The organism is Ketogulonicigenium vulgare WSH-001, from assembly GCF_000223375.1.
Classification (GTDB): Bacteria; Pseudomonadota; Alphaproteobacteria; order Rhodobacterales; family Rhodobacteraceae; genus Ketogulonicigenium; species Ketogulonicigenium vulgare.
Window position 1 is genome coordinate 514,746 of sequence record NC_017384.1, and the last position, 26,996, is coordinate 541,741.

The 26,996-nt window shown below is 62.7% G+C and carries 33 protein-coding genes; 14 read left to right on the top strand and 19 right to left on the bottom strand.

The genetic code is table 11. The features are described from left to right. The first annotated feature begins 27 nt into the window (after positions 1–27). Positions 28–828: an esterase/lipase family protein gene (locus KVU_RS02480; RefSeq protein WP_014537552.1), complete on the top strand. Its 801-nt coding sequence runs from the start codon at positions 28–30 to the stop codon at positions 826–828. On the opposite strand, the gene KVU_RS02485 is transcribed toward KVU_RS02480, so the two are convergent. Genes KVU_RS02485 through KVU_RS02495 form a run of 3 tightly spaced genes read right to left on the bottom strand, consistent with a single transcriptional unit; the run spans position 815 to position 2,625 of the window. Further along, positions 815–1,879 carry a 5-(carboxyamino)imidazole ribonucleotide synthase gene (locus KVU_RS02485; RefSeq protein WP_013383746.1) on the bottom strand — a complete coding sequence of 355 codons (1,065 nt, stop codon included), beginning with the start codon at positions 1,877–1,879 and terminating at the stop codon, positions 815–817. The two genes, KVU_RS02480 and KVU_RS02485, sit on opposite strands and share 14 nt — an antisense overlap. After that, on the bottom strand, positions 1,872–2,360 hold the full coding sequence (gene purE / locus KVU_RS02490) for a 5-(carboxyamino)imidazole ribonucleotide mutase (RefSeq protein ID WP_013383747.1): 489 nt from the start codon (positions 2,358–2,360) through the stop codon (positions 1,872–1,874). The genes KVU_RS02485 and purE overlap by 8 nt, the downstream gene beginning before the upstream one ends. Before the next feature lie 46 nt (positions 2,361–2,406). Further along, complete coding sequence (locus KVU_RS02495; protein ID WP_013383748.1) at positions 2,407–2,625, bottom strand: YdcH family protein; 219 nt, start codon at positions 2,623–2,625, stop codon at positions 2,407–2,409. Between the two features lie 181 nt (positions 2,626–2,806). On the opposite strand from KVU_RS02495, the gene KVU_RS02500 reads away from it, so the two are divergent. Both KVU_RS02500 and KVU_RS02505 read left to right on the top strand, forming a co-directional pair. After that, the gene (locus KVU_RS02500) at positions 2,807–3,223 is read left to right on the top strand and encodes an Hsp20 family protein (RefSeq protein ID WP_013383749.1); all 417 of its coding nucleotides are present in this window, start codon (positions 2,807–2,809) and stop codon (positions 3,221–3,223) included. After that, the gene (locus tag KVU_RS02505; RefSeq protein ID WP_013383750.1) at positions 3,220–3,450 is read left to right on the top strand and encodes a DUF1150 family protein; all 231 of its coding nucleotides are present in this window, start codon (positions 3,220–3,222) and stop codon (positions 3,448–3,450) included. The genes KVU_RS02500 and KVU_RS02505 overlap by 4 nt, the downstream gene beginning before the upstream one ends. Before the next feature lie 34 nt (positions 3,451–3,484). On the opposite strand, the gene KVU_RS02510 is transcribed toward KVU_RS02505, so the two are convergent. Next, entirely contained in the window at positions 3,485–4,336 is an 852-nt protein-coding gene (locus KVU_RS02510; RefSeq protein ID WP_014537553.1) for a coiled-coil domain-containing protein, read from the bottom strand. Positions 4,337–4,396: 60 nt separating this feature from the next. Beyond that, positions 4,397–5,338, bottom strand: coding sequence for a thioredoxin-disulfide reductase (gene trxB / locus KVU_RS02515; protein WP_013383752.1), 942 nt, complete (start codon positions 5,336–5,338; stop codon positions 4,397–4,399). 192 nt (positions 5,339–5,530) lie between these two features. On the opposite strand from trxB, the gene KVU_RS02520 reads away from it, so the two are divergent. Beyond that, entirely contained in the window at positions 5,531–6,031 is a 501-nt protein-coding gene (locus KVU_RS02520; RefSeq protein ID WP_014537554.1) for an Lrp/AsnC family transcriptional regulator, read from the top strand. Here the strand turns inward: KVU_RS02520 and pgeF are convergent, their stop codons facing one another. Genes pgeF through lgt form a run of 3 tightly spaced genes read right to left on the bottom strand, consistent with a single transcriptional unit; the run spans position 6,032 to position 8,743 of the window. Next, positions 6,032–6,787, bottom strand: coding sequence for a peptidoglycan editing factor PgeF (pgeF, locus tag KVU_RS02525; RefSeq protein ID WP_013383754.1), 756 nt, complete (start codon positions 6,785–6,787; stop codon positions 6,032–6,034). Between the two features lie 25 nt (positions 6,788–6,812). Beyond that, positions 6,813–7,868 carry a class I SAM-dependent methyltransferase gene (locus tag KVU_RS02530; RefSeq protein ID WP_013383755.1) on the bottom strand — a complete coding sequence of 352 codons (1,056 nt, stop codon included), beginning with the start codon at positions 7,866–7,868 and terminating at the stop codon, positions 6,813–6,815. Then, a complete protein-coding gene (gene lgt / locus KVU_RS02535) occupies positions 7,865–8,743 on the bottom strand; it encodes a prolipoprotein diacylglyceryl transferase (RefSeq protein ID WP_014537555.1) in 879 nt (292 codons plus the stop codon). The genes KVU_RS02530 and lgt overlap by 4 nt, the downstream gene beginning before the upstream one ends. Positions 8,744–8,846: 103 nt before the next feature. Between lgt and KVU_RS02540 the strand changes: the two genes are divergently transcribed. From KVU_RS02540 to KVU_RS02565, 6 genes are all read left to right on the top strand, one after another. After that, positions 8,847–9,098 carry an accessory factor UbiK family protein gene (locus KVU_RS02540; protein WP_013383757.1) on the top strand — a complete coding sequence of 84 codons (252 nt, stop codon included), beginning with the start codon at positions 8,847–8,849 and terminating at the stop codon, positions 9,096–9,098. A gap of 59 nt (positions 9,099–9,157) precedes the next feature. Next, complete coding sequence (locus KVU_RS02545; protein ID WP_013383758.1) at positions 9,158–9,637, top strand: transcriptional repressor; 480 nt, start codon at positions 9,158–9,160, stop codon at positions 9,635–9,637. 1 nt (position 9,638) lies between these two features. Beyond that, entirely contained in the window at positions 9,639–10,430 is a 792-nt protein-coding gene (gene aztA, locus KVU_RS02550) for a zinc ABC transporter ATP-binding protein AztA (RefSeq protein WP_013383759.1), read from the top strand. Next, the gene (locus KVU_RS02555) at positions 10,430–11,299 is read left to right on the top strand and encodes a metal ABC transporter permease (RefSeq protein ID WP_013383760.1); all 870 of its coding nucleotides are present in this window, start codon (positions 10,430–10,432) and stop codon (positions 11,297–11,299) included. Before aztA ends, KVU_RS02555 begins: the two co-directional genes overlap by 1 nt. Before the next feature lie 63 nt (positions 11,300–11,362). Further along, complete coding sequence (locus KVU_RS02560; RefSeq protein WP_013383761.1) at positions 11,363–12,214, top strand: metal ABC transporter solute-binding protein, Zn/Mn family; 852 nt, start codon at positions 11,363–11,365, stop codon at positions 12,212–12,214. After that, positions 12,211–12,849: a glycosyltransferase family 2 protein gene (locus KVU_RS02565; protein ID WP_013383762.1), complete on the top strand. Its 639-nt coding sequence runs from the start codon at positions 12,211–12,213 to the stop codon at positions 12,847–12,849. Before KVU_RS02560 ends, KVU_RS02565 begins: the two co-directional genes overlap by 4 nt. Here the strand turns inward: KVU_RS02565 and KVU_RS02570 are convergent. Genes KVU_RS02570 through KVU_RS02585 form a run of 4 tightly spaced genes read right to left on the bottom strand, consistent with a single transcriptional unit; the run spans position 12,840 to position 16,486 of the window. Beyond that, positions 12,840–13,598 (bottom strand): iron ABC transporter ATP-binding protein, encoded by a 759-nt coding sequence (locus KVU_RS02570; RefSeq protein ID WP_014537558.1) that lies wholly within the window; start codon positions 13,596–13,598, stop codon positions 12,840–12,842. The two genes, KVU_RS02565 and KVU_RS02570, sit on opposite strands and share 10 nt — an antisense overlap. After that, positions 13,595–14,581, bottom strand: a complete 987-nt coding sequence (locus KVU_RS02575; protein WP_013383764.1) for an iron chelate uptake ABC transporter family permease subunit — start codon at positions 14,579–14,581, stop codon at positions 13,595–13,597. The genes KVU_RS02570 and KVU_RS02575 overlap by 4 nt, the downstream gene beginning before the upstream one ends. Next, a complete protein-coding gene (locus KVU_RS02580) occupies positions 14,571–15,536 on the bottom strand; it encodes an ABC transporter permease (protein ID WP_013383765.1) in 966 nt (321 codons plus the stop codon). Before KVU_RS02580 ends, KVU_RS02575 begins: the two co-directional genes overlap by 11 nt. Positions 15,537–15,580: 44 nt before the next feature. Further along, positions 15,581–16,486 carry a siderophore ABC transporter substrate-binding protein gene (locus tag KVU_RS02585; protein ID WP_013383766.1) on the bottom strand — a complete coding sequence of 302 codons (906 nt, stop codon included), beginning with the start codon at positions 16,484–16,486 and terminating at the stop codon, positions 15,581–15,583. 199 nt (positions 16,487–16,685) lie between these two features. Between KVU_RS02585 and KVU_RS02590 the strand changes: the two genes are divergently transcribed. Together KVU_RS02590 and bfr are read left to right on the top strand one after the other, a co-directional pair. Further along, positions 16,686–16,961, top strand: coding sequence for a (2Fe-2S)-binding protein (locus tag KVU_RS02590; protein ID WP_013383767.1), 276 nt, complete (start codon positions 16,686–16,688; stop codon positions 16,959–16,961). Continuing rightward, the gene (gene bfr, locus KVU_RS02595) at positions 16,927–17,412 is read left to right on the top strand and encodes a bacterioferritin (protein ID WP_013383768.1); all 486 of its coding nucleotides are present in this window, start codon (positions 16,927–16,929) and stop codon (positions 17,410–17,412) included. The genes KVU_RS02590 and bfr overlap by 35 nt, the downstream gene beginning before the upstream one ends. A gap of 20 nt (positions 17,413–17,432) precedes the next feature. Here bfr and KVU_RS02600 read toward each other — a convergent pair whose 3' ends face one another. Genes KVU_RS02600 through KVU_RS02610 form a run of 3 tightly spaced genes read right to left on the bottom strand, consistent with a single transcriptional unit; the run spans position 17,433 to position 20,848 of the window. Then, complete coding sequence (locus KVU_RS02600; RefSeq protein WP_013383769.1) at positions 17,433–18,404, bottom strand: ABC transporter permease; 972 nt, start codon at positions 18,402–18,404, stop codon at positions 17,433–17,435. After that, a complete protein-coding gene (locus KVU_RS02605; RefSeq protein WP_013383770.1) occupies positions 18,401–19,891 on the bottom strand; it encodes a sugar ABC transporter ATP-binding protein in 1,491 nt (496 codons plus the stop codon). Before KVU_RS02605 ends, KVU_RS02600 begins: the two co-directional genes overlap by 4 nt. 39 nt (positions 19,892–19,930) lie before the next feature. Next, positions 19,931–20,848 carry a substrate-binding domain-containing protein gene (locus KVU_RS02610; RefSeq protein ID WP_013383771.1) on the bottom strand — a complete coding sequence of 306 codons (918 nt, stop codon included), beginning with the start codon at positions 20,846–20,848 and terminating at the stop codon, positions 19,931–19,933. 111 nt (positions 20,849–20,959) lie between these two features. Between KVU_RS02610 and KVU_RS02615 the strand changes: the two genes are divergently transcribed. Then, positions 20,960–22,420, top strand: coding sequence for a xylulokinase (locus KVU_RS02615; RefSeq protein WP_014537559.1), 1,461 nt, complete (start codon positions 20,960–20,962; stop codon positions 22,418–22,420). 20 nt (positions 22,421–22,440) lie between these two features. On the opposite strand, the gene KVU_RS02620 is transcribed toward KVU_RS02615, so the two are convergent. The 3 genes from KVU_RS02620 to puuE are packed head-to-tail and all read right to left on the bottom strand — an operon-like array spanning position 22,441 to position 25,159. Beyond that, positions 22,441–22,923, bottom strand: a complete 483-nt coding sequence (locus tag KVU_RS02620) for an ureidoglycolate lyase (RefSeq protein WP_013383773.1) — start codon at positions 22,921–22,923, stop codon at positions 22,441–22,443. Next, on the bottom strand, positions 22,920–23,744 hold the full coding sequence (locus tag KVU_RS02625) for a bifunctional allantoicase/(S)-ureidoglycine aminohydrolase (protein ID WP_013383774.1): 825 nt from the start codon (positions 23,742–23,744) through the stop codon (positions 22,920–22,922). The genes KVU_RS02620 and KVU_RS02625 overlap by 4 nt, the downstream gene beginning before the upstream one ends. Next, on the bottom strand, positions 23,741–25,159 hold the full coding sequence (gene puuE, locus KVU_RS02630; protein ID WP_013383775.1) for an allantoinase PuuE: 1,419 nt from the start codon (positions 25,157–25,159) through the stop codon (positions 23,741–23,743). The genes KVU_RS02625 and puuE overlap by 4 nt, the downstream gene beginning before the upstream one ends. Before the next feature lie 92 nt (positions 25,160–25,251). On the opposite strand from puuE, the gene uraH reads away from it, so the two are divergent. Continuing rightward, positions 25,252–25,587, top strand: a complete 336-nt coding sequence (gene uraH / locus KVU_RS02635) for a hydroxyisourate hydrolase (protein ID WP_013383776.1) — start codon at positions 25,252–25,254, stop codon at positions 25,585–25,587. Here the strand turns inward: uraH and KVU_RS02640 are convergent. Further along, the gene (locus KVU_RS02640; protein ID WP_014537561.1) at positions 25,584–26,957 is read right to left on the bottom strand and encodes an aminotransferase family protein; all 1,374 of its coding nucleotides are present in this window, start codon (positions 26,955–26,957) and stop codon (positions 25,584–25,586) included. The genes uraH and KVU_RS02640 overlap by 4 nt on opposite strands. Positions 26,958–26,996: the final 39 nt, after the last annotated feature.

Consider the following 26,996-nt stretch of genomic DNA (forward strand, 5'->3'; position numbering starts at 1 on the left):
TTGCCATTGCCCTGTGTTGCTGGTTTGATGCAGGGCATGAAACCGCTGATCCTGGCCGCTTTGGCCATCACCGCAGGGCCCGCTATGGCACAGACACCCGCCTTTACCCTTGCCGCGCCGGATACGGGGGAATGCGTCGTGCTGCTGCACGGCCTTGCCCGCAGCGAGGCCTCGCTTGCGCCGATGGGCGAGGCGTTGAAAATCGCGGGCTATAGGGTGGTGAACAGCGGCTACCCTTCGACCGCCGAGCCGATCGAGGCACTGGTCGCCCAGCATCTGCCGCAGGATATTGCCGAATGCGGCAAAAGGCGGGTGAATTTCGTGACCCATTCGATGGGCGGCATATTGGTGCGCGCCTATCTGGCCGACAATCATGTGCCGGATCTGGGGCGGATCGTCATGCTGGCACCGCCGAACCAAGGCTCGGAACTGGTGGATATATTTGGTGATTTCGCGCCGTTTCAATGGATGAACGGGCCGGCGGGGTTGCAACTGGGGACAGGCGCGGATTCGGTGCCGAACACGCTGGGCCCCGCGAATGGCTATGATATCGGCATTATCGCCGGAAACGCCCCGCTGAACCCGCTGATGTCGCTGGCGTTCGAGGGCGAGCATGACGGCAAGGTCTCGGTCGCCTCGACACGTCTTGAGGGGATGCGCGACCATCTGGTGCTGCCGGTCAGCCATACATTCTTGATGAACAACCCGCTGGTCATCGCGCAGACGGTCACCTATCTGCGCGAGGGGGCGTTCAACCATGACCTCACCCTTGGCGGCGTGCTATCTGCTGCCGTGGATGAGGCGCTTAGGGCGTTTAACGGCCAGTGATTTGATTGATATGGCCCATTTTGCGGCCAGGGCGCGGCGCGCCTTTGCCGTAAAGGTGGATCGCCGTATTGCTGCGGGCAATGCTTGGCACTCGCAGCACGTCATCGCCGATCAGATTCTCCATCACCACGTCGCTGTGGCGTGATCCATCGCCGAGGGGCCAGCCTGCAACCGCGCGGATATGCTGTTCGAACTGGTCGATCAGGCAGCCGTTCTGCGTCCAATGGCCCGAGTTATGCACGCGGGGCGCGATCTCGTTCACGATCAACCCGCGCGGCGTCACGAACAGCTCGACACCCAAGACACCGACATAATCCAGCGCATTCAAAATACGCGCCGCGATCAGCACCGCATCCGACCGCAGGGCAGGGCTGATGCGGGCAGGAACGGTGGTGGTGTGCAAGATGCCATTGCGGTGGACATTCTCGCCGGGGTCGAAACAGGCGATCTCGCCATCCACGCCGCGCGCACCGATGACGGAAATCTCGGCGCTGAACTCGACGAAACCTTCCAGCAGGGCGGGGGCGCCCGCCATCGCGGCCAGCGCATCCACGGCATCGGCCTCCGACTTTAGTCGCGCTTGGCCCTTGCCGTCATAACCCATGCGGCGGGTTTTCAAGATCGCGGGCGTGCCGACCGCCAGGATCGCACTGCGCAGGCTTTCGGCATCATCAACCACCGCAAAAGGCGCTGTTTGCAGGCCGATGCTTTGCAGGAATGTCTTTTCCGTCAGCCGGTCTTGCGAGGTCGCCAGCGCCCGGCGACCCGGACGGATCGGGCGCAGGGATTCCAGCAGATCCAACGCCGATGTCGGGATATTCTCGAATTCATAGGTGACGACATCGACGCTTTCAGCAAAAGCGCGCAGGGCGGCCGCGTCGTCATAGCTGGCATGGGTCACGCGGGCGGCGGTTTCAGCGGCGGGCGAGGCGCCCGGCTCGTAAATATGGACATGCAGGCCAAGGCGCGATGCCGCAACCGCCAGCATACGCCCCAACTGCCCGCCGCCCAAAATCCCGATCGTCGCGCCCAGTTGCAGCATATCACTCATCGCGCGGCTCCTCGGGGATCGAGGCGGACAGCGCCTCGCGCCACGCATCCAGACGCGCGGCAATCGCGGCATCACTGATCGCCAGAATGCCCGCAGCCATCAGCCCGGCATTCGCGGCGCCCGCGGCACCAATCGCCATCGTGGCCACGGGAAAGCCCTTGGGCATCTGCAAAATGGAATACAGCGAATCGACGCCAGACAGCGCCCGCGTCTGCACCGGCACACCGATTACCGGCACGCGGGTTTTCGACGCCATCATCCCCGGCAGATGCGCCGCGCCGCCCGCGCCTGCGATAATCACATGCAGGCCGCGATCAACAGCGGTTTTGCCATAGGACCACAAGCGGTCGGGCGTGCGATGGGCAGATACGATCTTGGTTTCATAGGGGATTTGCAGCTCGTCCAGAATGCTTGCTGCCTCGCGCATCGTGGCCCAGTCCGACTGGCTGCCCATGATGATGCCAACTTTGATATCGCCCATGCCGATCCCCTGTTGTTTCACGCCCCGCTTATACGCGCGCGCGAGGTCAGGCAATGATATCGGGCAGAATTCGGTCGGCGATTGCGGCGATCTGGTCTTTCAGCATCAGCTTTTGCTTTTTCAACCGGCGGATCATCAACATATCGCCGGTGCCGCGCGCGTCCAGCGCCTGGATCGCCTCGTCCAGATCGCGGTGTTCGCGGCGCAACATCTCCAGCTTGACGCGCAGGACCTCGGTCTCTTCCATACGGGGCGAAAAGCTCATCTGCGGTTACCTGTGCGTCTGGGAGGGTTCTGATTTTATACTGTGCCTTGTGCCGCCGCGCTAGCCCAGTTGCAAGGTCTGGCTACTTGCAAGGGGGCGGGCAAGCGCCCATATTCACTGTACAGATGGTCGCCTATTTGGGGCCACTTTGGACACTGTCGCTAGCTATAGGACGTGCGGAATGACGAAATTGACATTGGGGGCCCATCCGTTTTTGCTGGGCTTTGACCAGCTCGAGCGGTTGGTTGAGCGGACGGCGAAATCCTCGAACGAGGGATATCCCCCCTATAATATCGAACAAACCTCCGAGCGGGATTACCGGATCTCGCTGGCTGTTGCAGGTTTTTCGGAACAGGATTTGTCCATCACGGTCGAGGACCGCCAATTGGTGGTGCGCGGGCGCCAAAATGATGTGGGCGAGCGGGTCTATCTGCATCGTGGCATTGCCACGCGCCAATTCCAGCGCAGTTTCGTGCTGGCCGACGGGATGGAAGTCGGCGAGGCCGTGCTGGAAAACGGCCTGCTGCATATTGATTTGAACCGCCAACTGCCCGACGCCGTCGTGCAGACCATCCGCATCAAAAGGAGTGGGAAATGAACACGTTGATCGATCTTGGAAAAGTTGGCCTGGGCGAAGTGGTCTATGTGAAACCCGTCGAGGTTGCGAGCCTGCCTGATGATGTGCAAGAGCGGATCGGCCAGAATATGGAGACGGTCTTTTCAATCCATGACGCAGCCGGTGAACAATTGGCGCTGGTTGCGAACCGCGATCTGGCCTTTAAAATCGCCCGCCAATACGAGCGCACGCCGGTGGGTGTGAATTAAAGAAAAGGGCCGCATCGCGCGGCCCTTTTTTTATTTAGGTTTTCTTCTGCACCACGGGCAAATCCAGCTTTTTGCGCATCGTCAGGACGGTTTCGGAAATCCGCGCCTCGACCCCGGCCAGCTGATCCTCCAGCGATCTCATCTCGGCCTGACAGCCGCTGATCACCTGTTGCAGATCGACGGTGCCGAACTGTTCCTTGGCGCGCTCCTCTAGCACGTCGCATTGGGTCTGGTCCTTTTCTGCGGCCAGATTGGCGACGGCGGTGGTGGCCCGCGACAGGCGGTCTTGCAGCGGTTTCAGCTTGTCCGACAGCACCTCGAATTCCGCCAGCGCGCCGGCGGTCAGCTTTTTCGCGCTTTCATAGAGCGCGCGCAAAGCCTCGGCATGGAGGCGGGTCTTGTCGGCGTCGATCTCCAGCGACTTCAGCAGCTTGACCTGTTTGGGGCGATCAAAGGCCTCGAACCGCTTCAAATGCTCTTGCTGCTCGCGTTTTTCGGCTTGCAGGCGGCTTTCGACCAGCCGCTGATCGCGCAACTGGTCGCGGGTCGCATCACGGTTGCCACGCTGGTCGCGGGCAACGGCACGGCTTTCCTTTTTCTCTTTATTGAACCAGTTCAGCGGGTTCAGGATGCTACCCGCCTCGCTGCGCAGTTCCTTGTAGCGCTCTTGCTCTAGCGCTTCCTCGGCCACAAGGCCGGCGATCGTGCCGGCCAGCACGCCCAGATCTTCGTTCAACGCTTCGATCTTGGCGCGCACTTCGGCCTGATCAAAGGCGTCAAACCAAGTCAGCTCTTCTTGGGCTTTGACCAAAGCGGCGCTGGCCGCTTTGGATATTTCTTCGGCGTCCGAGACTTCGCTCAGCAGATCGGCCAGAACATTACTCATCTTCATCTCCCGTCGCTTTGACGCAGTGTCGCGCTTGGCGCTGTAAAATCAACCCTCTCGTCAGCCTTGGGCTTGCAGCCAATGCTCAGCATCCAGCGCCGCCTGGCAGCCCATCCCGGCCGAGGTGATTGCCTGGCGATATTTGTCATCGGTCAGATCGCCCGCCGCAAACACGCCCGGCACCGAGGTTGCGGTGCTGCCGGGCGTCACTTTCACATAGCCGCCGTTATACAGTTCCAACTGGCCCTGCACCAATTCGCTGGCAGGGGCGTGACCGATGGCGACGAAAAAGCCCTTGGCGGCCAGATCGCGCACATCGCCCGTGTTCACATCGCGCAGACGCACACCCTCGACGCCGCGCGGATTGGTCTCGCCCAGCACTTCGACGATTTCGTGGTTCCAGATCACCTCGACTTTGGGGTGATTGAACAGGCGTTCTTGCAGGATCTTTTCGGCGCGCAGGCTGTCGCGGCGGTGCACCAGCGTCACCTTGCTGGCAAAGTTCGTCAGGAACAGCGCCTCTTCGACGGCGGTATTGCCACCGCCCACAACGACGATTTCCTGCCCGCGATAAAAGAAGCCGTCACAGGTCGCACAGGCCGAGACGCCAAAGCCGCGGAAATGCTCCTCAGACGGCAGGCCCAGCCATTTGGCGCGCGCGCCGGTGGCCAGAATGATCGCATCGGCTGTATACACGGTGCCGCTATCGCCCACTGCGGTGAACGGGCGCTGCTGCAGATCCAGCGATGTGATCAGATCCATCACAATCTCGGCGCCCATCTCGCGGGCGTGGTCCTCCATCCGCACCATCAGGTCGGGGCCGAGGATGCTTTTCTCGCCCGGCCAGTTTTCGACATCGGTGGTGGTGGTCAATTGGCCACCGGGCTCCATCCCTTGCACAAGGATCGGTTGCAACATGGCGCGCGCCGCATAGACGGCAGCGGTATAGCCCGCCGGGCCCGATCCGATGATCAGGACGCGTGTGTGACGGGGATTGGACATGGGATCGGCTCCTGCGATAGGTCGTTGCACATCATATAGGCAGTGCAGCCCGCCAGCAAAAGCCGCGATTTTCAGGGACAATGGCGAATTCCCGCGACGTCTTTTCCTTGCTAAGCGATTGGGCTGTTGCGTAATATTATTGCGTATTATATGCCTCTGACAGCACTGAAATCAGCATTGATGGGGTAAGGCGTGCCCGGGGCGAAACTAGACGACATTGACCGCAATATCCTAGCCCAGCTTCAGGCCGATGGTCGTATGACCAATGTGGAACTGGCGAAACGCGTTGGAATCTCGGCTCCGCCCTGCCTGCGGCGTGTCCGCGCCCTTGAGGAACAGGGCTATATCCGTGGCTATCATGCCGATATCGACCCGCGCGAGCTGGGGTTCGAGGTGCAGGTTTTCGCCATGGTGCGCCTGATCAATCAGGCCGAGGTTGACCTGAGCGCCTTTGAAGCGCTGGCGAAATCATGGCCCTTGGTCCGCGAATGCCACATGCTGAACGGCGAAGTGGATTTTATCCTCAAATGCATCTCGCCGGATCTGCGCACCTTTCAGTCGTTCCTGACGGAAAAGCTGACCTCGGCGCCGAATGTGGCCAGCGTGAAGACCAGCCTTGTGATTCGCTGCGCGAAAGACGAGCCGGGCGTGCCGTTCGATGTTCTGGAAGAGCGGATCGCGCGCCGCGCGTAATTACAGCCTGATCACTGAGATGAGGCGGCCATAGTCCGCCTCTTTTTCATGTGTAGTGCGGCGATAGCTGAAAAAGCGCTTGGGGTCGCAATAGGTGCAATGGCGTGTCCATTCCGCTTGTTTGATCCCCGTGCGCCGCAGACGCGACAGGCCAAATCCTGGCAGGTCAAACTGATATTTTCCGGGCGCGCCCGCCACGAAAAATCGCGCGGCATCGGGATCGGCGGCGATGAAATTGTCGCGAAAATCGGCGCCAACCTCATAGACACGTTGGCTGATGGTCGGGCCGATCACCGCTGTGATCTGATCGCGGCGCGCGCCAAGCGGGATCATCGCATCGACCGTCGCCTCGAGCACGCCTGCCCGCGTGCCTTTCCAACCGGCATGCGCGGCACCGATGACGCCAGCATCAACGTCGGCGAACAGCACCGGCTGGCAATCGGCGGTCAGGATGCCAAGGGCGATGCCCGGCACATTTGTCACCATCGCATCGGCGGCGGGGCGGGGCGTATCACTGTCGCTGACCACAACCACATCGGCGGAATGCACCTGATTGACACCAATCAGCGCGGTTGCCGCCACACCCATCGCAGCCGCGACGCGGGCCCGGTTCAGCAGGACAACCTCGCGCTGGTCGGTGCTGCCAAGGCCGCAATTCAGCCCTGCAAATACACCCGAAGATGCGCCGCCCGCACGGCCGAAAAAGCCATGGCGCACGCCCACCAGCGCATCAGAAGTGATGATGTCGAGGCTCATGCCCACGGCCCTTTCACCAGAGTCGTCATGTACTATGCACGGGGCGCGGCAGGGCCGCAATGGCTGGCGCGGCGGCAGGGGTGATGCCCAGAACTTTGAATAAGGTCCCCATCTCGCCCGGATGCGTCAGGCGGTTCAGCGCGGCCTGATGCGCGTCCAGCGCAGCGCCCGATAGATGACGGGCCAAAGCCGCGCCGCGCGCGCTGAGGCCAAGGGTCAGCAGGAAATCTGCTTGGGTTATCAAGGCCGAGGCCGCAGCGCCCGCATTTGTCGCAGCGCGTGCGAGGGGGCCAAACGCCACATGCGCGGTCAGGTCCGCTGTCCCCGGATCGCTGAACGGATCGGCATAGGCGTGATTTTGCACGGCCTGAAACGTATCGCCACGGCTTTCATCCGCGCCATAGTCGATGAAAATCGCAGCGCCGCCCGCAACAGCGATCCGGCTGGCGATGATCCGCATCACGCTTTCGGCCATCGTGTTTTGTTCAAAGACATCCGCATCCGGCGCATCGGGCAGTGCGATCTGCGGCCCAAGGCCGAGGGTCAGCGCCCCGTCTTGCACGGTGACCAGCCGCTCGTGCCAGCCGTCGCTGCTGCGCTGAAATTGGCGGATCGGCAAGGCATCCAGAAATTCGTTCGCGATCAGGAATAGCGGCCCGGCGGGCAGTGCCTCTACGCTGTCGCACCATCTGGCCGCGGGCACATTGGCCGCTTGCAGCGTGCGCATCAGCGGCGAGGCCTCGACCAGCACGACCTGTGCTGCGGCGTGAAAACCGGGAACCTTGCGCGTCGCGCGCAAAATATCGGCCATCAGCGTGCCGCGCCCTGGGCCAAGCTCGGCCAATATGCAAGGATCGGGCGCGCCCTGATCCAGCCAGGCCTGCGCCAGCGCAAGGCCGATCAGCTCGCCAAAGACCTGACTGACCTCGGGCGCGGTGATGAAATCGCCGCCCGCGCCGATTGCTGTGCGGGTGGTGTAATAACCGGCCTCGGGATCGAGCAGACAAAGCGACATGTAATCCGACAGGCGCATCGGCCCGCCCTGCGCGATCATCCGCTTGATCCGGGCGGCAAGGCTCATGCGCGGGCGCGCCGGACCAGCCACAGTCCGATCAGGATCATCGGCAGGCACAGCAATTGGCCCATCGTCAGGCCCCAGCCGCCCACATGCAGCGCAAGGCCCAGCGGGTTGCCGACCGCCACGAATTGCGCATCGGGTTGGCGCACGAATTCGACGACAAAGCGGCCCAGCCCATAGATGGTCAGAAACAGCCCTGTGATCAGCCACGGCTTTTTCAGCCCGCCACGCCGGAACGCCAGCCACAGCAGCAGCGCGCCCAGGATCAGCCCCTCGATCAGCGCCTCATAAAGCTGCGAGGGGTGGCGCGCGCACAGGCCGATCAAATTGCCGCAATCCTGCGCCGCCGCACCCGGAAAGATCACGCCCCACGGCAGATCGGTCGGGCGGCCCCACAGCTCGGCATTGACGAAATTCGCAAGCCGCCCCAGCAAAATGCCGATCGGCGCGACCATGGCCACGCTATCGGACAACGCGGGCAGCGCGATGCCATGCCTGCGCGCGAATAGCAGCGTCGCCAACACCACACCGACAAAGCCGCCATGGAAAGACATGCCGCCGGTCCACAGCGCCAAAATTTCCCACGGGCGGGCCAGATATTGGGCGGGCTCATAGACCAGCACATAGCCTAACCTGCCGCCCAGAATGATGCCGACGATCACCCAGGTGATATAGTTTTCCAGTTGCGCGGGCGTATAGGGCGCGCGGTCTTCGGGCCATAGCTGCGGGCGCTGGGCAGCGGCGCGCACCACCATCCAGCCGATCACCACCCCGGCAATATAGGCCAGCGCATACCAGCGCAGCGCAAAGGTGAACCCGAACAGGCTCAGGCTGAAAACATCGGGTGACAGCGGGGGGAAGGGGATGCCGGTTTCCATATGCTTTCCTTGCGGGATTGCGGTGCAAAGTCAATGTGCCCGGGCGTTCTTGTGATCGGTGCGCCAAACGCCATATGATAGGGCAACTGGACAGGGGGATATCATGGCCGGCCAAAACCGCTTTTTTGATGACGTATCGCAGCTTTTCACCAATGCTATGGGTGTCGCCCAAGGGGCCAAGGGCGAGGCGGATAATGCCATGAAGGCTTGGCTTGACCGCTGGCTGGCCGACCGTGATCTGGTCACCCGCGAAGAATTCGAGGCTGTCCGCGCCATGGCAACCCGCGCGCGCGAGGAGAATATCGCCCTTGCCGCCCGTATTGCCGCGCTCGAGGCGCAAATCGCCGCAAAATAACGCCCCTTGCGGGTCAGCCTGCGTCCTCTTATGTTATATCGTAACTTTAGAGGCGCAAAATGACCGGATTCGACACCCACGACCATTCGCATTGCCAAGGCGAAATGCTGGCCAGCGCCGAAGATCGCTGCCAAGCCGAAGGTCTGCGCCTGACCCCCGTGCGTCGCCGCGTGCTGGAAATCTTGGGCGAGGAACATCGCGCCATCGGGGCCTATGCCATTTTGGAACGCCTTGCCGCCGAGGGCTTGGGCAGTCAGCCGCCTGTGGTTTACCGCGCGCTGGATTTTCTGGTCGAGCAGGGCTTTGCCCATAAGATCGAAAAGCTGAACGCCTATGTCGCCTGCAGCCATTTCAACCATGCCCATGCGCCGGTCTTTATGATCTGCCAAAAATGCAATGCGGTGGCGGAGCTGGAGGCGGGGCATGACCTCGGCGGTCTGTCGGCGCTGGCCGCGGCAACCGGTTTTCGCGCTGAACGTGCCGTGATCGAGGTGGCGGGCCTATGCCCCGCCTGCCAAAAACACGAGGCGCGTGCCTGATATGCCCATATTGACGATTGATAACCTCACGCTTGGTTACGGCAACCACGCGGCGGTTCACCACTTGGGCGGCAGTATCGCGCGAGGGGAAAAGCTGGCGGTGGTGGGCGGCAATGGCTCGGGTAAATCGACGCTGCTGAAGGGGATCGTCGGGCTGCTGCGCCCGATGGGCGGTCGCATTACGCGCGCCGAGGGCACCCGCATCGCTTATCTGCCGCAATCGGCCGAGGTTGACCGGTCTTTTCCCGCCCGCGTCATTGATCTGGTCAGCCTGGGCCTCTGGGCCGAGCGTGGATTGTGGCGCAAGCACAGCACCGATGACCGTGCCCGTCTGCAAGCGGCGCTGGCGCGTGTCGGTCTTGCGGGTTTCGAGAATCGCCCCTTGGATGCCCTGTCCGGTGGCCAGTTCCAGCGCGCTTTGTTCGCGCGTGTCATCGTGCAGCAGGCCGACATCATTCTGCTGGACGAGCCGTTTAACGGGATCGACCAGCCGACCGAGGCCGATCTTTTGCGCCTGATCGCCGGTTGGCACGCCGAGGGGCGCACCATTTTGACCGTCCTTCATGACCTTGACACCGTCCGCACACATTTCCCGCGCGCGCTGCTGCTGGCGCGCGACCCGATTGCTTGGGGGCCGACGGCGGATGTGTTGACGCCTTTGAACCTTGCCCGCGCGCGCGGCTTTGCCGAGGCGTGGGATGACAGCGCCCCGATTTGTGACGAGCCGCCCCACGAACATCTGGGCGGCCATGACCACGATCAGGGGCACGACCATTTCCGAAAGCTGGCTTGATGGCGCTTTACGACCTGTTTATCGCGCCTTTCGCTGATTTTGCTTTCATGCGGCGGGCGCTGCTGGGGGCGTGGCTTCTGAGCGCCGCCGCCAGCCCTCTTGGCGTGTTCCTGATGCTGCGCCGCATGAGCCTCACGGGCGATGCGATGGCCCATGCGATCCTGCCCGGCGCGGCGCTGGGCTTTATGTTCTTTGGCTTGAACCTGATGCCGATGACCATCGGGGGCCTGATTGCGGGCCTTGTCGTGGCCTTTGGTGCGGGGGCCGTTGCGCGGCTGACCGTCCAGCGCGAGGATGCCTCACTGGCCGCTTTCTATCTGATTTCGCTGGCTTTGGGCGTGGTGCTGATCTCGGCCAAAGGCTCGAGCGTGGATCTGATGCATGTGCTGTTCGGGTCTGTTCTGGCGCTGGATGGCGGCGCGATGGCGCTGATTGGCGGCGTGTCGGTGGTGACGCTGATCGTCATGGGCCTGCTGTGGCGCGCGCTGGTTGCGGAATGTATGGACCCGCTGTTTTTCCGCAGCGTCTCGCGCCTGGGCGGTGTGGTGCATTTCGCCTTCCTTGGCCTTGTGGTGCTGAACCTGGTGGCAGGCTTTCAGGCGCTGGGATCGCTGATGGTGGTCGGTCTGATGATGTTGCCCGCCGCTGCTGGTCGGTTCTGGTCGGCCCGGGTGGGGGTGATCACCGCGCTGGCGTTGGGCTTTGGGCTGATATCCTCGGTGCTGGGGCTGCTGGCCTCGTATCACTGGGCGCTGCCAGCGGGGCCGGCGATCATCCTGACAGCGGGCCTGATCTATCTGATTTCAATGGTCATTGGGCGGCGCGGCTTGCTGGGCGCGCGTCCGGCGGCGCGTCACCGCACGGCATAGGGTAGGGTTATGAAACAGATCGCGCTTTTGGCAGCCTCACTCAGCGTTTGCGCAGGGGCAGCAGTGGCTGATCCGCTGCATGTCGTGGTGACATTCCCCGTGCTTGGCGATTTCGTCCAGCGTGTGGGCGGCGACGGCGTCACCGTCACCTCGCTGGTGGGGGCGGGCGCGGATGCGCATGTGTATGAGCCGACGCCTGCCGATGCGGGCGTGCTGGCGCGCGCCGATCTGATCGTGGTGAATGGCCTTGGGTTCGAGGGGTTCATCGACCGTCTGATCGCCGCCAGCGGCAGCGCGGCCCCCGTGGTTGTCGCCAGCGAGGGTGTCACGCTGCAAGAGGCGGGCGGGCATGACGATCACGATCATCACGACCACGGCGATGACGCGCCTGATCCGCACGCCTTCCAATCCATCGACAACGCGCTGATCTATATCGACAATATCACGCAGGCGCTTTGCGGTCTCGACGCCGAGAACTGCGACACCTATCAGGCACGGCAGGGCGAGGCCCATGCGGAATTCGCGGCGCTGAACGTGGAATTGCACGCCGCGCTGACTAAGGCCGGTGCGCAGGATCACGTGCTGCTGGTGCCGCATAATGCCTTTGCCTATTTCGGCGCGGCTTACGGCCTGACCTTCGAGGCCCCCCAAGGCCTGTCGACCGAATCCGAACCCTCTGCCGCTGATCTCGCCGCGCTGTTGCGCGCGCTCAGGGACGAAGGCGCAGCGGCGGCCTTTCCGGTGAGCGGCGCCAGCGACCGCCTTGTGGCGCGGCTTGCGGCCGAGCTGTCGATCCCCTTGGGCGCGCCACTTTATGCGGAAAATTTCTCGGCGGCGGATGGCCACGCGGCGGATTTCATCGCCATGCAGCGCCATAATGTCGGCGCGATCATCGCGGCCTTGCAGGGCGAATGACGCAGCTTTCGATCATTATCCCCGCCTATAATGAACAGGCGGGGATCGCCGCTGCGCTGGCCGAACTTGGCGATCATATCCTGACCGCCGTGCCTGATGCCGAGGTGATCGTCGTCGACGATGGCTCGACGGATGATACGGCTGCAATTGTCAGGGCTGATCCGCGTATCCGGTTACTCCAGCAAGAAAACGCAGGCCATGGCGCGGCGTTGAACGCGGGCGTGGCGGCCGCAAGCGCCGATGTCATTATGGTGCTGGACGCTGACGGGCAGGTGCCGCTGGCGGGCCTTGGCTGCTATGCGCGTCTGGTCATCGCGGGCGAGCTGCCCGCCGTGATGATGCGCCGCCGCAATCGGCGCGACGGGGCGCTGCGCGGGCTGCTTACAGGGGGGCTCACGCTGGCACTGGCGCTGAAATACCGCCGTTGGGTGCCTGATGCGAATGTGCCGTGCAAGATCCTGCGCCGCAGCGACTGGCGTGCGGATGCGCAGATCCCGTCAGCATTGACCGCCGTGCGTCTGGCCGAAATCGGCGCGATCCGCCCCAATATCGTCGTGCGCAAAACCCGCAAAGGGCTGGGGGGCGGCGCACTGTTGCGCACCGCCGTGCAGGGAATAAAGTCGATTTACTCGTAGAACAGGCAGATGCGGTTGCCTGCCAGCTCATGCACCGCGATCTCCATATCATAGATCTGGCGCAGCACGTCGGGCGTGATGATCTGATCGACCGAGCCGCCTGCAACCAGCTTGCCATCGCGCATGGCGATGACCGTATCGGCATACCAGGCCGCAAAATTGATATCATGCAGCACCAGCACGACGGTCTTGCCCAGCTCGCGCGTGGCGCGGCGCAGCAGTTGCATCATCGAGCGCGCATGTTTCATATCGAGGTTGTTCAGCGGCTCGTCCAGCAGCACGTAATCGGTGTCTTGGCACAGCACCATCGCCACGAACGCACGCTGACGCTGGCCGCCCGACAGCTCGTCCAGATAGCGGCCAGACAGCTCGGTCAGGCCCAGATATTCGATGGCGCGATCGACATGGCCCTTATCCTCAAGAGTCGGGCGACCCTTGGAATAGGGGTAGCGGCCAAAAGTGACCAGATCGTACACCGTCAGGCGGGCGGACAGGTGGTTATCCTGCCGCAAAATCGCCAGATGACGCGCCAGCTTATCGGAGGGCGTCTTGGTCACATCCATGCCGTCGACGGTGACAGTGCCTTTGTCGGCGGCCAGCAGGCGGGCGGCAATCGACAGCACTGTCGATTTGCCCGCACCATTCGGGCCGATAATGGCGGTGATCCCATGTGCGGGGATGGTCAGCGTGACGTCATCGACGACCAGCGTATCGCCATAGGTTTTGGTGACTTGGCTTGCGACGATCATCGGGCACGGCTCCTGCGCATGATGAGGTAGATAAAGGTCAGACCGCCGAGGAATTCGACGATGATCGAGAGGGCGGTGTTAAAGGCGAACACGCGCTCGAGCACGGTTTGGCCGCCGACCAGCGCGATGATGCCCAAAAGGATCGCGGTCGGGATCAGGTAGATATGCTTATCGGTGCCCACCAGCCGATGCGCAAGGCTGGCGACCAGCAGGCCAAAGAATGTGACCGGCCCGACCAGCGCGGTCGAGACGGACACCATCACCGCACAGATGATCAGCGCTTGCATCACCGTGCTGCGGTAATTCAGCCCCAGATTGATCGCCGTCGCGCGGCCCAGGTTCACCACATCCAGCCGCCCGATCAGCAGATAGGTCCAGATCAGCGCACCGATCAGGATGACGGCGGAAAAGCCCAGCAGCGAGCGGTCAACGATGTTGAAGCTGCTAAAGAACATATCTTGCAGCACTTGGAATTCATTCGGGTCCAAAATGCGCTGTACAAAGCCCGACAGGCTGCGAAAGAACGTGCCAAAGATGATGCCGACCAGCACCAAAAGGTGCAGTGACCGCTCGTGCCCGATAAACAGCCAGCGGAACAGCAGGCCAGAAAACACCAGCATCAGCACGACTTCGATGCCGTAAAGCAGCGTGCTGTCCATTCGGCTGACCGCGACCGATCCCAGCGAGGCGATCAGCATGGTCTGCAGCAGAATATAAAGCGCATCGAACCCCATGATCGAGGGGGTCAGGATGCGGTTGTTGGTGACGGTCTGGAACAGCACGGTTGATGTGGCAATCGCCGATGCCACCAGCACCAGACCGGCCAGTTTGGTGCCGCGCAGTTTCAGCACAAAGGACCACGATCCCCGCGCACCAAGCGTCATAAAGCAAAACGTGGCAATCACAGCGATGACGATCAATATGATCAGCACGATATGCGCACGGCGGGCGGCAGGATCGTGCGAGACGGCCTTAGCTAACACGGCGATTTTTCCTGAGCAGCAGGTAAAGGAACAGGGCCGATCCGACGACGCCAACGACGGTGCCGATCGGGATCTCGTACGGGAAGCGGACGATGCGGCCGAAAATATCGCAGACCAGCACGAAACCCGCGCCAAGGAGTGCAACCCATGGCACTGCGCGCCGCATATTGTCGCCCATCATCATACTGACAAGGTTCGGCACCACGAGGCCAAGGAACGGGATCATCCCGACCGAGACCAGCACGGTCGAGGAGATCAGCGACACGATCACCAGACCAAAGATCACCACGCGGCGATAGTTCAGCCCCAGATTGACCGTAAAATCGCGCCCCATCCCCGCAACCGTAAAGCGGTCGGCGGCGACAAAGGCCAGGATAGCAAAGGCAAAACCGATATACAGCAGCTCGTACCGGCCGCGCAGCACGCCGGAAAAATCGCCTGCGCCCCAGCCCAAAACGGTCGCCATCATATTGTAACGATAGGCAATAAAGGTGGTAATGGCGGCGATCACGCCGCTGAGCATAATGCCAACCAGCGGCACCATCAGCACATCGCGCAGCGGCACGGCGCGCAGAATGCGCAGGAAAAGCGCAGTTCCCATCAGCGCTGCCATCGCGCCGACCAGCATTTTCACAAAGACCGGCGAGGCCGGGAAAAAGATCGTGATCAGCAGCAGCCCAAGGGCCGCGGATTCGCTGGTGCCAACCGTGCCCGGTTCGACAAAGCGGTTGCGGATCATCATCTGCATCAGCAGGCCGGAAATGGCCATGGACGCGCCCGCAAGGATCAGCGCCAGCGTGCGCGGCACACGGGACACCATCAGCACCTGCATGGCGCGACCGTCAAAGCCACCGGTGATCAGCGTCTGTATGCTGACATTGGTGACCCCAACGAAAAGGCTGATGCCGGCCAGTATAATCAGGCCGGCAATGGCAAGGAAAAGGGGAAATCGCATGAAATAAAAGGGGCGATCAGCGCTGGCTGATCACCCCTATCCTGTTACTGAATACCGGCGAGGATCTGGTCGGTCAGGGTCACCAGCGCGTTATAGCCGCCAAAGGTGATATAGGCCGAATAGGGGTCCAGATAGATGATATGGCCGTTCTGGGCTGCGGTGGTCTGATTGACCAGATCATTGTCCAGCAGCGCGGCAGCCGCACCGGTATTGTCGCCAACGCCCGCGTCGCGGTCGACGACAAAGATGTAATCGGGGTTACGCTCTAGCACATATTCAAAGCTGATCGCATCGCCGCCGTGGAAACGGTCATCGATATTCTCTTCCAGCGGCTGGAAGCCCAGATCGTTAAAGATCCAGCCCAGACGGCTGGCGGGGCCATAGGTGCCAAGGTTGCCTGCATTGGTGACCAGCACGACGGCGGTGCCTTTGCCTGCGGCGGCGGCTTGCAGCGTCTCCAGACGGGTGTTCAGATCGGCCACCAATTCGGCTGCGCGGTCTTGCACGCCAAACACATCGCCCAGCAGCGTCAGGTTGTGCGAGACATCCTCGAACACTTTGCCGCTGTCGAAGGACAGGTCGATCGTCGGCACGATCTCCGACACGGCCGGATAGGCGCGCGCCGAACGCGAGGCGACGATCATCAGATCGGCTTCGGCGGCGTTGATCGCCTCGAGGTCAGGCTCGAACAAGGTGCCGACATTGATGAATTCATCGGTGTCGAACACGGCAGCCGGGCCGTGCAGGTTGCCTTTGGGCACGCCCGCAGGCGTCAGGCCCAGCGCGACAAAGTTGTCGAGCGTGTTGATATCCATCACCAGCACCTTTTCGGGTGCGGCGTCCAGGGTCAGCTCGCCCTGTGCATGGGGGATGGTAACCGACTGGGCAAAAGCCGGAAGTGCCGCCACCATGGCGATGCTTGCGGCCGACAACGTGTAACGCAGGTTCATTGCAAGGTCCTTTTTGGGCGATGCGCCTGAAGGGCTCAACGCTTTGTGGGTCTTCGCAAAAATCCGTAGTGGTTTAGTCGGAAATGGTCAAAGGGAAACCGTCAGGTTTTGCCGTAACAGATGATTGTTTTTGTCAGGATTGACTTTTTGCCCTGTCACGGGCATGAATCCCTCGCTTTTGCCGTGTAGGGGCCGCCCGATGATTGTCTGTTCTTGTCTGGGAATCACCGACAAAGATATCAACGCCGCTGTTGATTGGATGCGTGCATCCGATGCCCATACGCTGATCACACCCGGTAAAGTCTATCGCGCATTGGGAAAATCCGCTGATTGTGGCTCTTGTCTGCCACTTTTCCTTTCAACCATGCGCCAGAACGCTAATCTTGAGATACCCATGCAACTGCGCGGCCTTGGCCGCGTCAAGACACAGGATCTGCAAGATGAAGGGCGACGCGAAAGTCATCGACTACCTTAACCGTGGTATCCGCAGCGAGTTGACAGCCGTCAACCAATACTGGCTGCATTACCGCCTGCAAGAGGACTGGGGCCTCGGCCATATGGCCGCGAAATCCCGCGCCGAAAGCATCGAAGAGATGCAACATGCCGACAAACTGATCCAGCGCGTGATCTTTTTGGAAGGCCATCCCAACCTGCAAAAGCTCGATCCATTGCGCATTGGCCAGACGCCGCGCGAATCGGTCGAGGCCGATCTGGCCGCCGAGCGCGAAGCGCGTGAGCTCTATCGCGAGGCGCGCGAATATTGCGCCTCGGTCAGTGATCACGTCTCCAAACAGCTTTTTGACGAGCTGTTGGCCGACGAGGAAGGTCATATCGACTTTCTGGAAACGCAGCTGGAACTGCTCGACCGTCTGGGCGATCAGAATTACGCGCTGCTGAACGCGTCGAAATTCGACGAGGCCGAGTAATAGAGGCGCGGCGCGGGGCGCTATCCCCGCGCTGCCCGCTTGCGGCTGATCGCCGACAGGCTGACCGCCAGCACGATAATCACCCCGACCAGCACTTTTGACACATAGCTGTCGACGCGCATCTGGGTCAGGCCGTTTTCCAGCACGGCAAGGGTAAAGACCCCTGCGATCGTGGCCAGAATCTTTGGCTGGCCGTTCTGGGTCAGCGTCATGCCCAAAAACACCGCCGCAATGGCGTTCAGCATCAAGCCATCGCCCTGCACGGGGTTCGCGGATGCGACGCGGCTGGCATACATCAGCCCCGCAATCGCCGCGCCCACGCCTGTAAAGGCAAAGGCGCTGGCGCGCAGCCATGCCACCCGCACGCCCGCAAGGCGCGCGGCGACCGCATTGCCGCCAATCGCATAAAGGCGGCGGCCATAGCTGGTCTGTTCCAGCACCAGCCATAGCAGCGCCGCGATGATCAATGCGACCACGGTCAGGGCGGGCAGGCGGGTGATGCGGCCGTCGACCTCCCACAGGGGGATGCCGCCGCGGGCGAAATTACCGAATTCCGCCGGGATGGCCGATCCGAAAATCGTGCTGCCGCCCGAGACGATCATCGCTGCGCCCGAAAAGATCGTCATCGTCGCCAGTGTCGCGACAAAGGGTAAAATGCCGATGCCCGCGATCAAAAAGCCGTTCAGCGCGCCACCCAAAAGGCCCACCGCCAGCGCCGCCGCGATCCCCGCGCCGATGCCCCAGCCTTGGCTGAACAGCATCGCCGCCACGACCCCCGCCAGCGAGGCCATCGCCCCCACGGACAGGTCAAAATCGTTCATTGCCATCACAACCGTCATTGCCACGGCTACGACCATCAACATGCTGACCTGCTGGCTGATATTCAGCCAATTGCGGGCCGTCATGAACGTCTCGGGCAGGTTGAACCAAAAGAACAGCACGATGGCAGCCATACCGAGCAGGCTTGCGAACCGGCGGAAAATCGAAGTCATGCGGCATCCCCTTGGTGGCCATAGCAATGGGTCAGCAGCCCACCTTCGGTTAGGTTTTCATTGGCGATCACGCGGGTCAGGTGGCCTTCGCGCAAGATGGCGATGCGGTCGCAAAGGCCGATCAGCTCGGGCAGGTCGGATGATGCGATGATCACGCTGGTGCCGCTGTCGGCCAGATCGCGGATGATCTGATAGATGTCATATTTTGCCGCCACATCGACGCCGCGCGTCGGCTCGTTCAGCAGCAGCAGGCGCGGATTTCCGGCCAAAGCGCGGGCGAACAGTACCTTTTGCTGGTTGCCCCCTGATAGCGAGGCAACAGGTGCCTGCACCGAGGCCGCTTTTAGCCGCACCGCTTGGCCCTTGTCACTGGCCAGCGCGCGCTCGCGCCGATGCGCGCGGAGCCCCATGCGGGACAGGCGGTTCAGATGCGGCAGGGCGATATTGTCGGTGATGCTTTGATCCAGCATTAACCCCTCGGCCCGCCGCTCGGGCGGGACATGGGCAATGCCTGCGCGCCATGCGCCGGTCGCATCGCGGGGCGGGGCGCTGCCGTCTAGCGTCACATTCCCGGTATAGCACGCGGCCCCCGCCAGCGCCGCCAGCAGCGCGCCGCGCCCTGATCCTGCAAGACCGGCAAGGCCCAGAATTTCGCCCCGCGCTACAGTGAAACTGGCATTTTGCAAGCGACCAGAGGACAGGTTTTCGACGCTGAGGCGCGTATCCGTGCGGGCAGCCGCCGCCCGCGCCGGATAGAGATCGGCCATCGCGCGGCCCGTCATCGCGGTGATGATCTGGGCCTGATCGGTCTTCGCGATGGGGGTGGTTTCGATCAACCTGCCGTCGCGCAGGATGGTGACGCGCTGCGACAGCTCCATCACCTCGCCCATGCGGTGCGAGACATAGAGCACACCCGCGCCCTGCGTCACCAATTCGCGGATGACGCGGAACAGGCGCGCAGCTTCGTCACCTGTCAGCGCGGCCGTCGGCTCGTCCATGACATAAAGCCAAGGTTGCGTGGCACTCTCGAGCAGGCTTGCGGCAATCCGCACCAGCATCTGATCGCCGGGGCCGAGGTCCCCCATCAGCTGCTGTGGCCGGATATGCGACAGGCCAAGGCGCGCCAGCGCCCGTGCCGATGCGCGGTGCAGCGCGCGCCAGTCCACAAACCCAAAGCGGCGCGGATAGGGGCGCGCGATATGCATATTCTCGGCCACCGACAGGGCCGGAATGATCTGCAATTCCTGATGGATAAAGCGCAGGCCTGATGTGCAATCCAAAGGCGGCAGTGCCGCGCCATCCAGGTGGAACGCACCGCTATCGGCGCGCTCGAGCCCCGCCAAAATGCGGATCAACGTGGATTTTCCGGCGCCATTCTCGCCCATCAGGGCGTGAACCTCGCCTGATTGCAGGCTGAGGGACACGCCTTGCAGCGCCTGCACCGCGCCATAGCGGCGGCTGATATCGGAAAGGGTCAGGGTCGTCATAGGGGGCCTTTGGGGGCGGGGTCGCCGCCCCCCGCGTGTTTACTCGGCAGCGTTGGCGGCGGTGATCAGCACCGTCGGCACATAGACGTTCTGGGTCAGGATCTGCTCGCCTGCCAGCAGGCGCGCGACGGTATCGGCTGCGGTGCGACCAATGCCTGCGAAATCCTGCGCCACGGTCGCCTCGAAATTGCCGCCGGCGGCGACGGCTTCGCGGGCCTGCGGGTTCGCGTCGATGCCTGTGATGACGATACCCTCGTTCTCGCGGCCAGCGGCCTCGATCGCCTGTAGCGCGCCCAAGGCGGGCTGATCCCAGGCGGCCCAGACCGCCGCGATCGAGCCAGGCGCGGGGTTCGCAGTCAGGATGGCTTCCATCTTGGCGCGGCTATCGGCGATGCCGCCGTCGGATACGTCCGGCGTGATGCGGTCGATCACATTGATATCGGGGAAGTTCTGGAACACGGCATCCGCAACCACACCGCGCACTTGGACAGGTGGGAAGGGGTCAAAAGTGATCATCACGACATTGCCCGCGCCATTGATGCGGTCGGCCACATAAACCGCGGTTTCAGCCGCCATCGCATAGCCGTTCGAGGTGACGTTCGCCGCTAGCAGCGGGTCGTTCCCCGCATCCATCCCGACAACGGGAATGCCCGCATCGGCGGCGGCGGCAAGGCCAGCGCCGACCTGCACGGGATCGACGTTGATGACGATGGCGTCGACGTTTTGGATCACCGCATCCTCGATCCGGCTGATGACCGCACCCACATCACCTGCGGTATCGACGACCGAGACATCCCAGCCCAGCTCTGCCGCGCGGGCGTTGAACGCCTCGACATAGAACTGCGTGCCGGGCTGCGCCAGATAGGGCGTGATGACGGCAACAGTTTGCGCGAAAGCGGCGCTGCCCATCAGGGCAAAGATGGCGGCGCTTGCAATGGCTTGTCCCGTGCGGATCATGTCAGGTCTTCCTCCCCCGGAAGCTTTGTGGTTCATCGGGACATGAATGGCAGCGCCGCAGGCGACTGTCCAGCGCCCGGACGGGTGCGTACATAAGAATTCGGGGGGAAGATGAGCAAGGCGGTTCTGATCGGCGTCGATATTGGCACAACTGCGGTCAAAGCGGTGATGTTGGACGCGGGCGGTCAGCGGCTGGCGGGGTATAGCGCGGGCTATCCGACCGCGCGGCCTGCGCCCGGGCTTGTCGAGCAAAACCCCAATGACTGGACGGCACATGTCACTGCGGCGCTTGCCGCATTCGCCGCCCATCCCCGCGCGGGCGAGGTTGCGGCGATTGGCGTGACGTCGCAGGTCAATACCCATGTCTTTGTGGATGGCGCGCTGCAGCCCTTGCTGCCTGCGATCAACTGGGCCGATGGGCGCGCGGCCGGTGATGCCGTGCGCTTGGATCAGGCGCTGTCGGCCGAGGAAAAGATCGCAGCGCTGGGCGCGCCGATGCAGATTGACGCCAGCCACGCTCTGTCGCGGATGGCGTGGCTGGGGCGGACCGCGCCGGATTTATGGGCGCGGACCGCCTATGTGCTGGCGCCCAAGGATTATGTCATCGCGCAGTTGACGGGGCAGGTTGTGGCCGATCCGATCTCATCCGTCGGGCTGGTCGGGACGGATATGAGATATGCGGGCGCGGTGCTGCGCCTGCTGGACGGCGCGGCGGGGCGGTTGGCTCTGCTGCATGATCCGTTGGATGTGATTGGGACGGTGGCTGAGGGCGCTTTTGCAGGCGTGCCCGTGGTCGCGGGGACGATGGATGCCTGGGCCTCGATGTTCGGGGTGGGCGTCGCGGGCGAGGGCGAGGGGATGAACCTGTCGGGCACATCCGAGGTGCTTGGGCTGATTTCCAGCACGCGCAATCCGGTCGCAGGCGTCATTACCTTTCCAGCCTGGCGCGGCATCACACTGCATGCGGGGCCGACGCAGGCGGGGGGCGCCTCGCTGGATTGGCTGGCGCGCCTTTTGCAGATCGAGCCGGGCGCGGCGGCGACACTGGCCGAGGGCGAGGTGATCCACCCGCGCAGCCCGTTATTCCTGCCACATCTAGAGGGCGAGCGCGCGCCTCTGTGGGATGCGGTCTCGCGCGGGGCGTTTGCGGGCCTCGACAGCTCGACCCGCGCGCCGCGTATGGTTGCATCCGTGATGGAGGGGGTCGCCTTTTCTGCGCGCCTCGCCCTCGAGGCCCTTGAAAAGGCGGGGGGCATGCGCCCCCGTGTCGTGCGGGTCGGGGGCGGCGGCACATCGTCCGACGCCTGGTGCCAGATCCGCGCCAATGTGCTGGGCCGCCCGGTCGAACGGATGCAGGCGCGCGATGCGGGCGCGATGGGCGCGGGAGTAATGGCGGCAGCGGGCGTCGGCCTGACCGATGATCTGGCCGCCGCCGCCCGCGCGCTGGTGCCGGTGGATCGTGTCTTTATCCCCGATCCCGCCGCTGCCGCCCTGGCCGAGAAACGCTTTGCGATTTGGCAGGGGCTTTATGGCGGGCTAAAGGGTGTCAACGCGGCGCTTGCGGCGCTGTGATTATGCCTGCGGCGCGGTAGTCATGCTTGCGGCGCTGTGATCATCACGGGCGTATCAAACGTCACTTCTTGCAGGTTGTCGCCCTCGCCGATGTAATCCACCACGGCGAACAGGCCGGGGGCATGCAGCGGGGTCAGCACACCGTGCCAAGTGCCACGGTGGAAGTTGATCGCCTGACCAGGCGCAGCGATGAACGCCTGCACCGCATCAGGCGTGGGGGCGCTTGCCACAATCACCAGATAGGGATGCTGCGTCATCGGGATAAAGCATTGCGCGCCCAGCGGGTGACGCTCGACCAGATCCAGCGCATAGGGCAGGGCGCGTGGCACGGCATTGAAAATGCTGACCCCCGCGCGGCCGCCTGCCGCAAAATCGAGCCTTGCGCGGTCGTGGAAACGACCGCAAAGCCCCGCATTGATGATCCGATCGGGATCGCCCGCGGCGTCCAGCACATCCCCAAAGGGCGCGAAATCCGCCGCCGTCAGCGGGCGCGCCAGTATCATTTGGCGGCCAGCGTCAGGCTGGGATGACGGTTCACATCCTTATACAGCATGTAGCGGAACGGGCCGTCGCCGGTGGCGATACAGGCCTGCGGACACCAGGCGCGCAGCCACATGAAATCGCCGGCCTGCACCTTGACCCAATCCTTGTTCAGCAGATATTCCGCCGTGCCCTCAAGGACATAAAGGCCGTGTTCCATGATATGGGTCTCGGCAAAGGGGATACGGCCGCCGGGGTGGAAGGTGACGATATTGACATGCATGTCGTGACGCAGATCACTTGGTTCCACAAACCGTGTGGTGCCCCATTTGTCCGTGCCGGGCATCCAGTTCACCGGATTGTCGGTATCCGAGGTGACAAAGGCATCGGGCAGCGCAAGGCCGGGGGCAGGCTCGTACCGCTTGCGCACCCAATGGAATTGCAACAGCGCGCCGCCGGTGTTGCGCAGCGACCAGATCGCACCGGGGGGCAGATAGGCATAGCCACCTGCGGTCAGTGTATACAGGGCGCCGTTCAGCGTCAGTTGCATCTCGCCCGCGGCAACGAACAACACGCCTTCGGCGCCCGCGTCAGGCTCGGGCGCGTCCGATCCGCCACCGGGGGCCACTTCGACCGCATATTGCGCGAAGGTTTCGGCAAAGCCGGTCAGGGGGCGGGCGATGATCCAGGCGCGTGTGCCCTCCCAGCCGGGCAGCAGGCTCGCGACGATATCGCGCATGACCGATCCGGGGATGAAGGCATAGGCGGGGGTGAACACTGCACCTGCGGCTGCGGGATCGTCACTCAGGGGCGGCATACCGCCGGGGGGGAAGGCATAGGTCATGGCAGGATGGCTTTCAGGCGCAAGAGGGCGATGCGTTCGACTTGGCGCAACCCTTCGTTGAATTCGGTGGCGTGATCATTGGCGATGCGGCGTGCAAAAGCCGCAAGGATGCCCGCTTTGTCATGATCGCGCACGGCGATGATAAAGGGAAAGCCGAACTTTTCCACATAAGCGGCGTTGAGGCGCGTGAACGTCGCACGTTCCTCGTCCGTCAACGCATCTAGGCCCGCGCTGGCCTGTTCGGCGGTGCTGTCGGCTGTCAGGCGTTTGGCGGCGGCCAGCTTGCCTGCGAGGTCAGGGTGCGCATTCAGCACGCCCAGCTTTTCCGCGTCCGAGGCGCTGCGCAGCATCCGCACCAGCGCGTTTTGCAAGCCCGCCGCGCTGTCATGCGCGGGGCCAAGTTCTAGCGCAAAGGCACGCTCGGCAATCCATGGGCTGTGTTCGATAATGCCGCCGAAACGGGCGACGAATGTCACGGCATCCATCTCGCTCGGCCGTTCAAAGCGCTGATGCGGGTGGTGCGCGGCCCAGTGGGCGGCGATCTGGCCGCGCGTTGCGAACCAGACCCCGTCATGCGACAGCGCGTAATCCAGAAAGCGTTTCAGCCCCGCGATCTTGCCGGGGCGGCCAATCAGGCGGTTGTGCAAACCGACCGAGAACATCTTGGCATGGCCGGCCGTGCCTTCGGCATAGAGCGTATCAAACGTGTCTTTCAGATACTGATAGAACTGCTCGCCCTCGATATAGCCGGGCGCGGTGGCAAAACGCATGTCGTTCGCCTCTAGCGTATAGGGAATGACCAGCTGGTCGCGGGTGCCGCATTCGCGCCAATAGGGCAGGTCATCGTCATAAGTGTCGGAAATCCAGTCGAACGCACCGGTTTCAGCCGTCAGCGCCACGGTATTGGCCGAGCAGCGGCCCGTATACCAGCCCTTGGGCGGGGTGCCGACGACCTCGGTATGCAGGCGGATAGCCTCTGCGATCTGGGCGCGCTCGATCTCCTCGGGCATGTCCTTGTGCTCGACCCATTTCCAGCCGTGGCTGGCCACTTCCCAGCCCGCATCCACCATCGCCGCGACCTGTTCGGGGTTACGGGCAAGGGCGGTGGCGACGCCGTAAATGGTGATCGGCAGATTCAGCCCCGTGAACAGACGGTGCAGCCGCCAGAACCCCGCGCGCGCACCGTATTCATAGATGGATTCCATGTTCCAGTGCCGCTTGCCCGGCCACATCGCCGCGCCTGCGATATCCGACAGGAACGCCTCAGAGGCATCATCGCCGTGAAGGATGTTATTCTCGCCGCCTTCTTCATAGTTCAGCACCAGCGAGATCGCGACTTTGGCCCCGTTCGGCCATGCGGCATCGGGCGCCTCTGGCCCGTGGCCCCTGAAATCGCGCGGATAACGGTTCGGCATGTTTTCTTCCCTCATCTGTCGGTTCAGGCGTAGCGGATGCCTGCGGAAAGTTGCAAGGTGGCGGGCAGAAATTTACGCCAAAGGATCAAGGAATGAGCAAAGGCTATCTGACGACCCATGTTCTGGATACCGCAACCGGCACGCCCGCGGTCGGCCTGAAGATCGAATTGTTCAGCGCGGGCCAATTGATCGCGAGCAAAGTCACCAATCCCGATGGCCGCACCGATGGCGCGATTCTGCCCGCTGAGGCCTTTGCGCTGGGCGAATACGAATTGGTGTTTCACGCCGGTGATTACCTGCGCGGCGCGGGGCTGAAGGGCGGTTTTCTGGATATCATCCCGATCCGTTTCACGATGGATCAAGAGGACCACTATCACGTGCCCCTCTTGCTGTCGCCCTTTGGCTATTCGACCTATCGCGGCAGCTAAACCGCGCGCGACAGCGCCCCGTCCACGGCCGCCACGATCTCGTCAATATCGGATTTTGTGGCGATCAGCGGCGGGGCAAAGACCAGCGAATTGTTGTACCCGGGGATCGAGCGGTTGGTCGCCCCGATAATCACGCCGTTCGCAGCGCAATCGGCCACCACACCGCCGACCAGCTTTTCCGCCAGCGGCTCTTTCGTGGTGCGATCCGCGACCAGCTCGACCCCTGCGAACAGGCCCTTGCCGCGCACATCGCCAATGATCGCGTGGCGATCCGCCAAGCCCTGCAGCTGGTCGATGAAATAGGCACCGGTGTTCTTGACGTTCGACAAGGTGTCTTCCTCGTCCATGATCTTTAGCACTTCGATCGCGGCGGCGGGGCCGCTGGTGCAGCCGCCAAAGGTCGAGATATCGCGGAAATAGCCTAGCGGGTCGCTGTCGTCCTTGAACTTGTCGAACACCGCCTCGGTGGTGACGCAAGCCGATATCGCGGCATAGCCCGAGGCGACCCCCTTGGCCATGGTCACGATATCGGGCTGGATGCCGTAATGCTGATAGCCGAACATCGTGCCGGTGCGGCCAAAGCCGCAGACGACCTCGTCGATATGCAGCAGAATGTCGTATTTGCGGCAGATCTCTTGCACCTTTTCCCAATAGCCTTTTGGCGGGACAATCGCACCGCCGCCTGCGGTGATCGGTTCCAGGCACAGCGCGCCGATCGTATCGGGGCCCTCGCGTAGGATCACTTCCTCGATCGCCTCTGCGGCGCGCTCGCCATAGTTTTCGACATCCCATTGTTTGCGGTATTCCAGACAATGCGGCACCATGACGAAACCGTCCGGATAGGGGCCGTATTGCATCGCCCGCTCGACCTGACCGGAGGCGGCCAGCGTGCCGATGGTGGTGCCGTGATAATCCCGCTCGCGATACAGGATTTTCCACTTTTTACCGCCGTAATGTTTGTGGGCGATCTGGCGGACCATCTTGAAGCCCTTTTCATTCGCCTCTGACCCCGAATTCGCGAAATAGACGCGCGACAGGCCCGGCATATGGCCGATCAGCATTTGCGCATAGATCGCGCCGGGGATCGTGCCCGAGGCGCCCGCGAAATAGGGCAGTTTGATCAGCTGGTCGCGCACCGCATTGGCGATCCGCTCGCGCCCATAGCCAAGGTTCACCGTCCAGACGCCGCCCGAGACCGCATCCAGACTTTCGCGCCCCTTGATATCCCAGACGCGCAGGCCCTTGCCCTCGACGATGATGCGGGGATCGACGCCGCCCTCAAAGGGTTTATGCTGCATCAGATGGTGCCAGACATGGGCCTTGTCCGCGGCCATAATGGCGGTGGGATCGTTGCTGCGCAGAGTATCCATGACACTTCTCCTCGGGTCACTTTGGCCCAGTTTGATCCC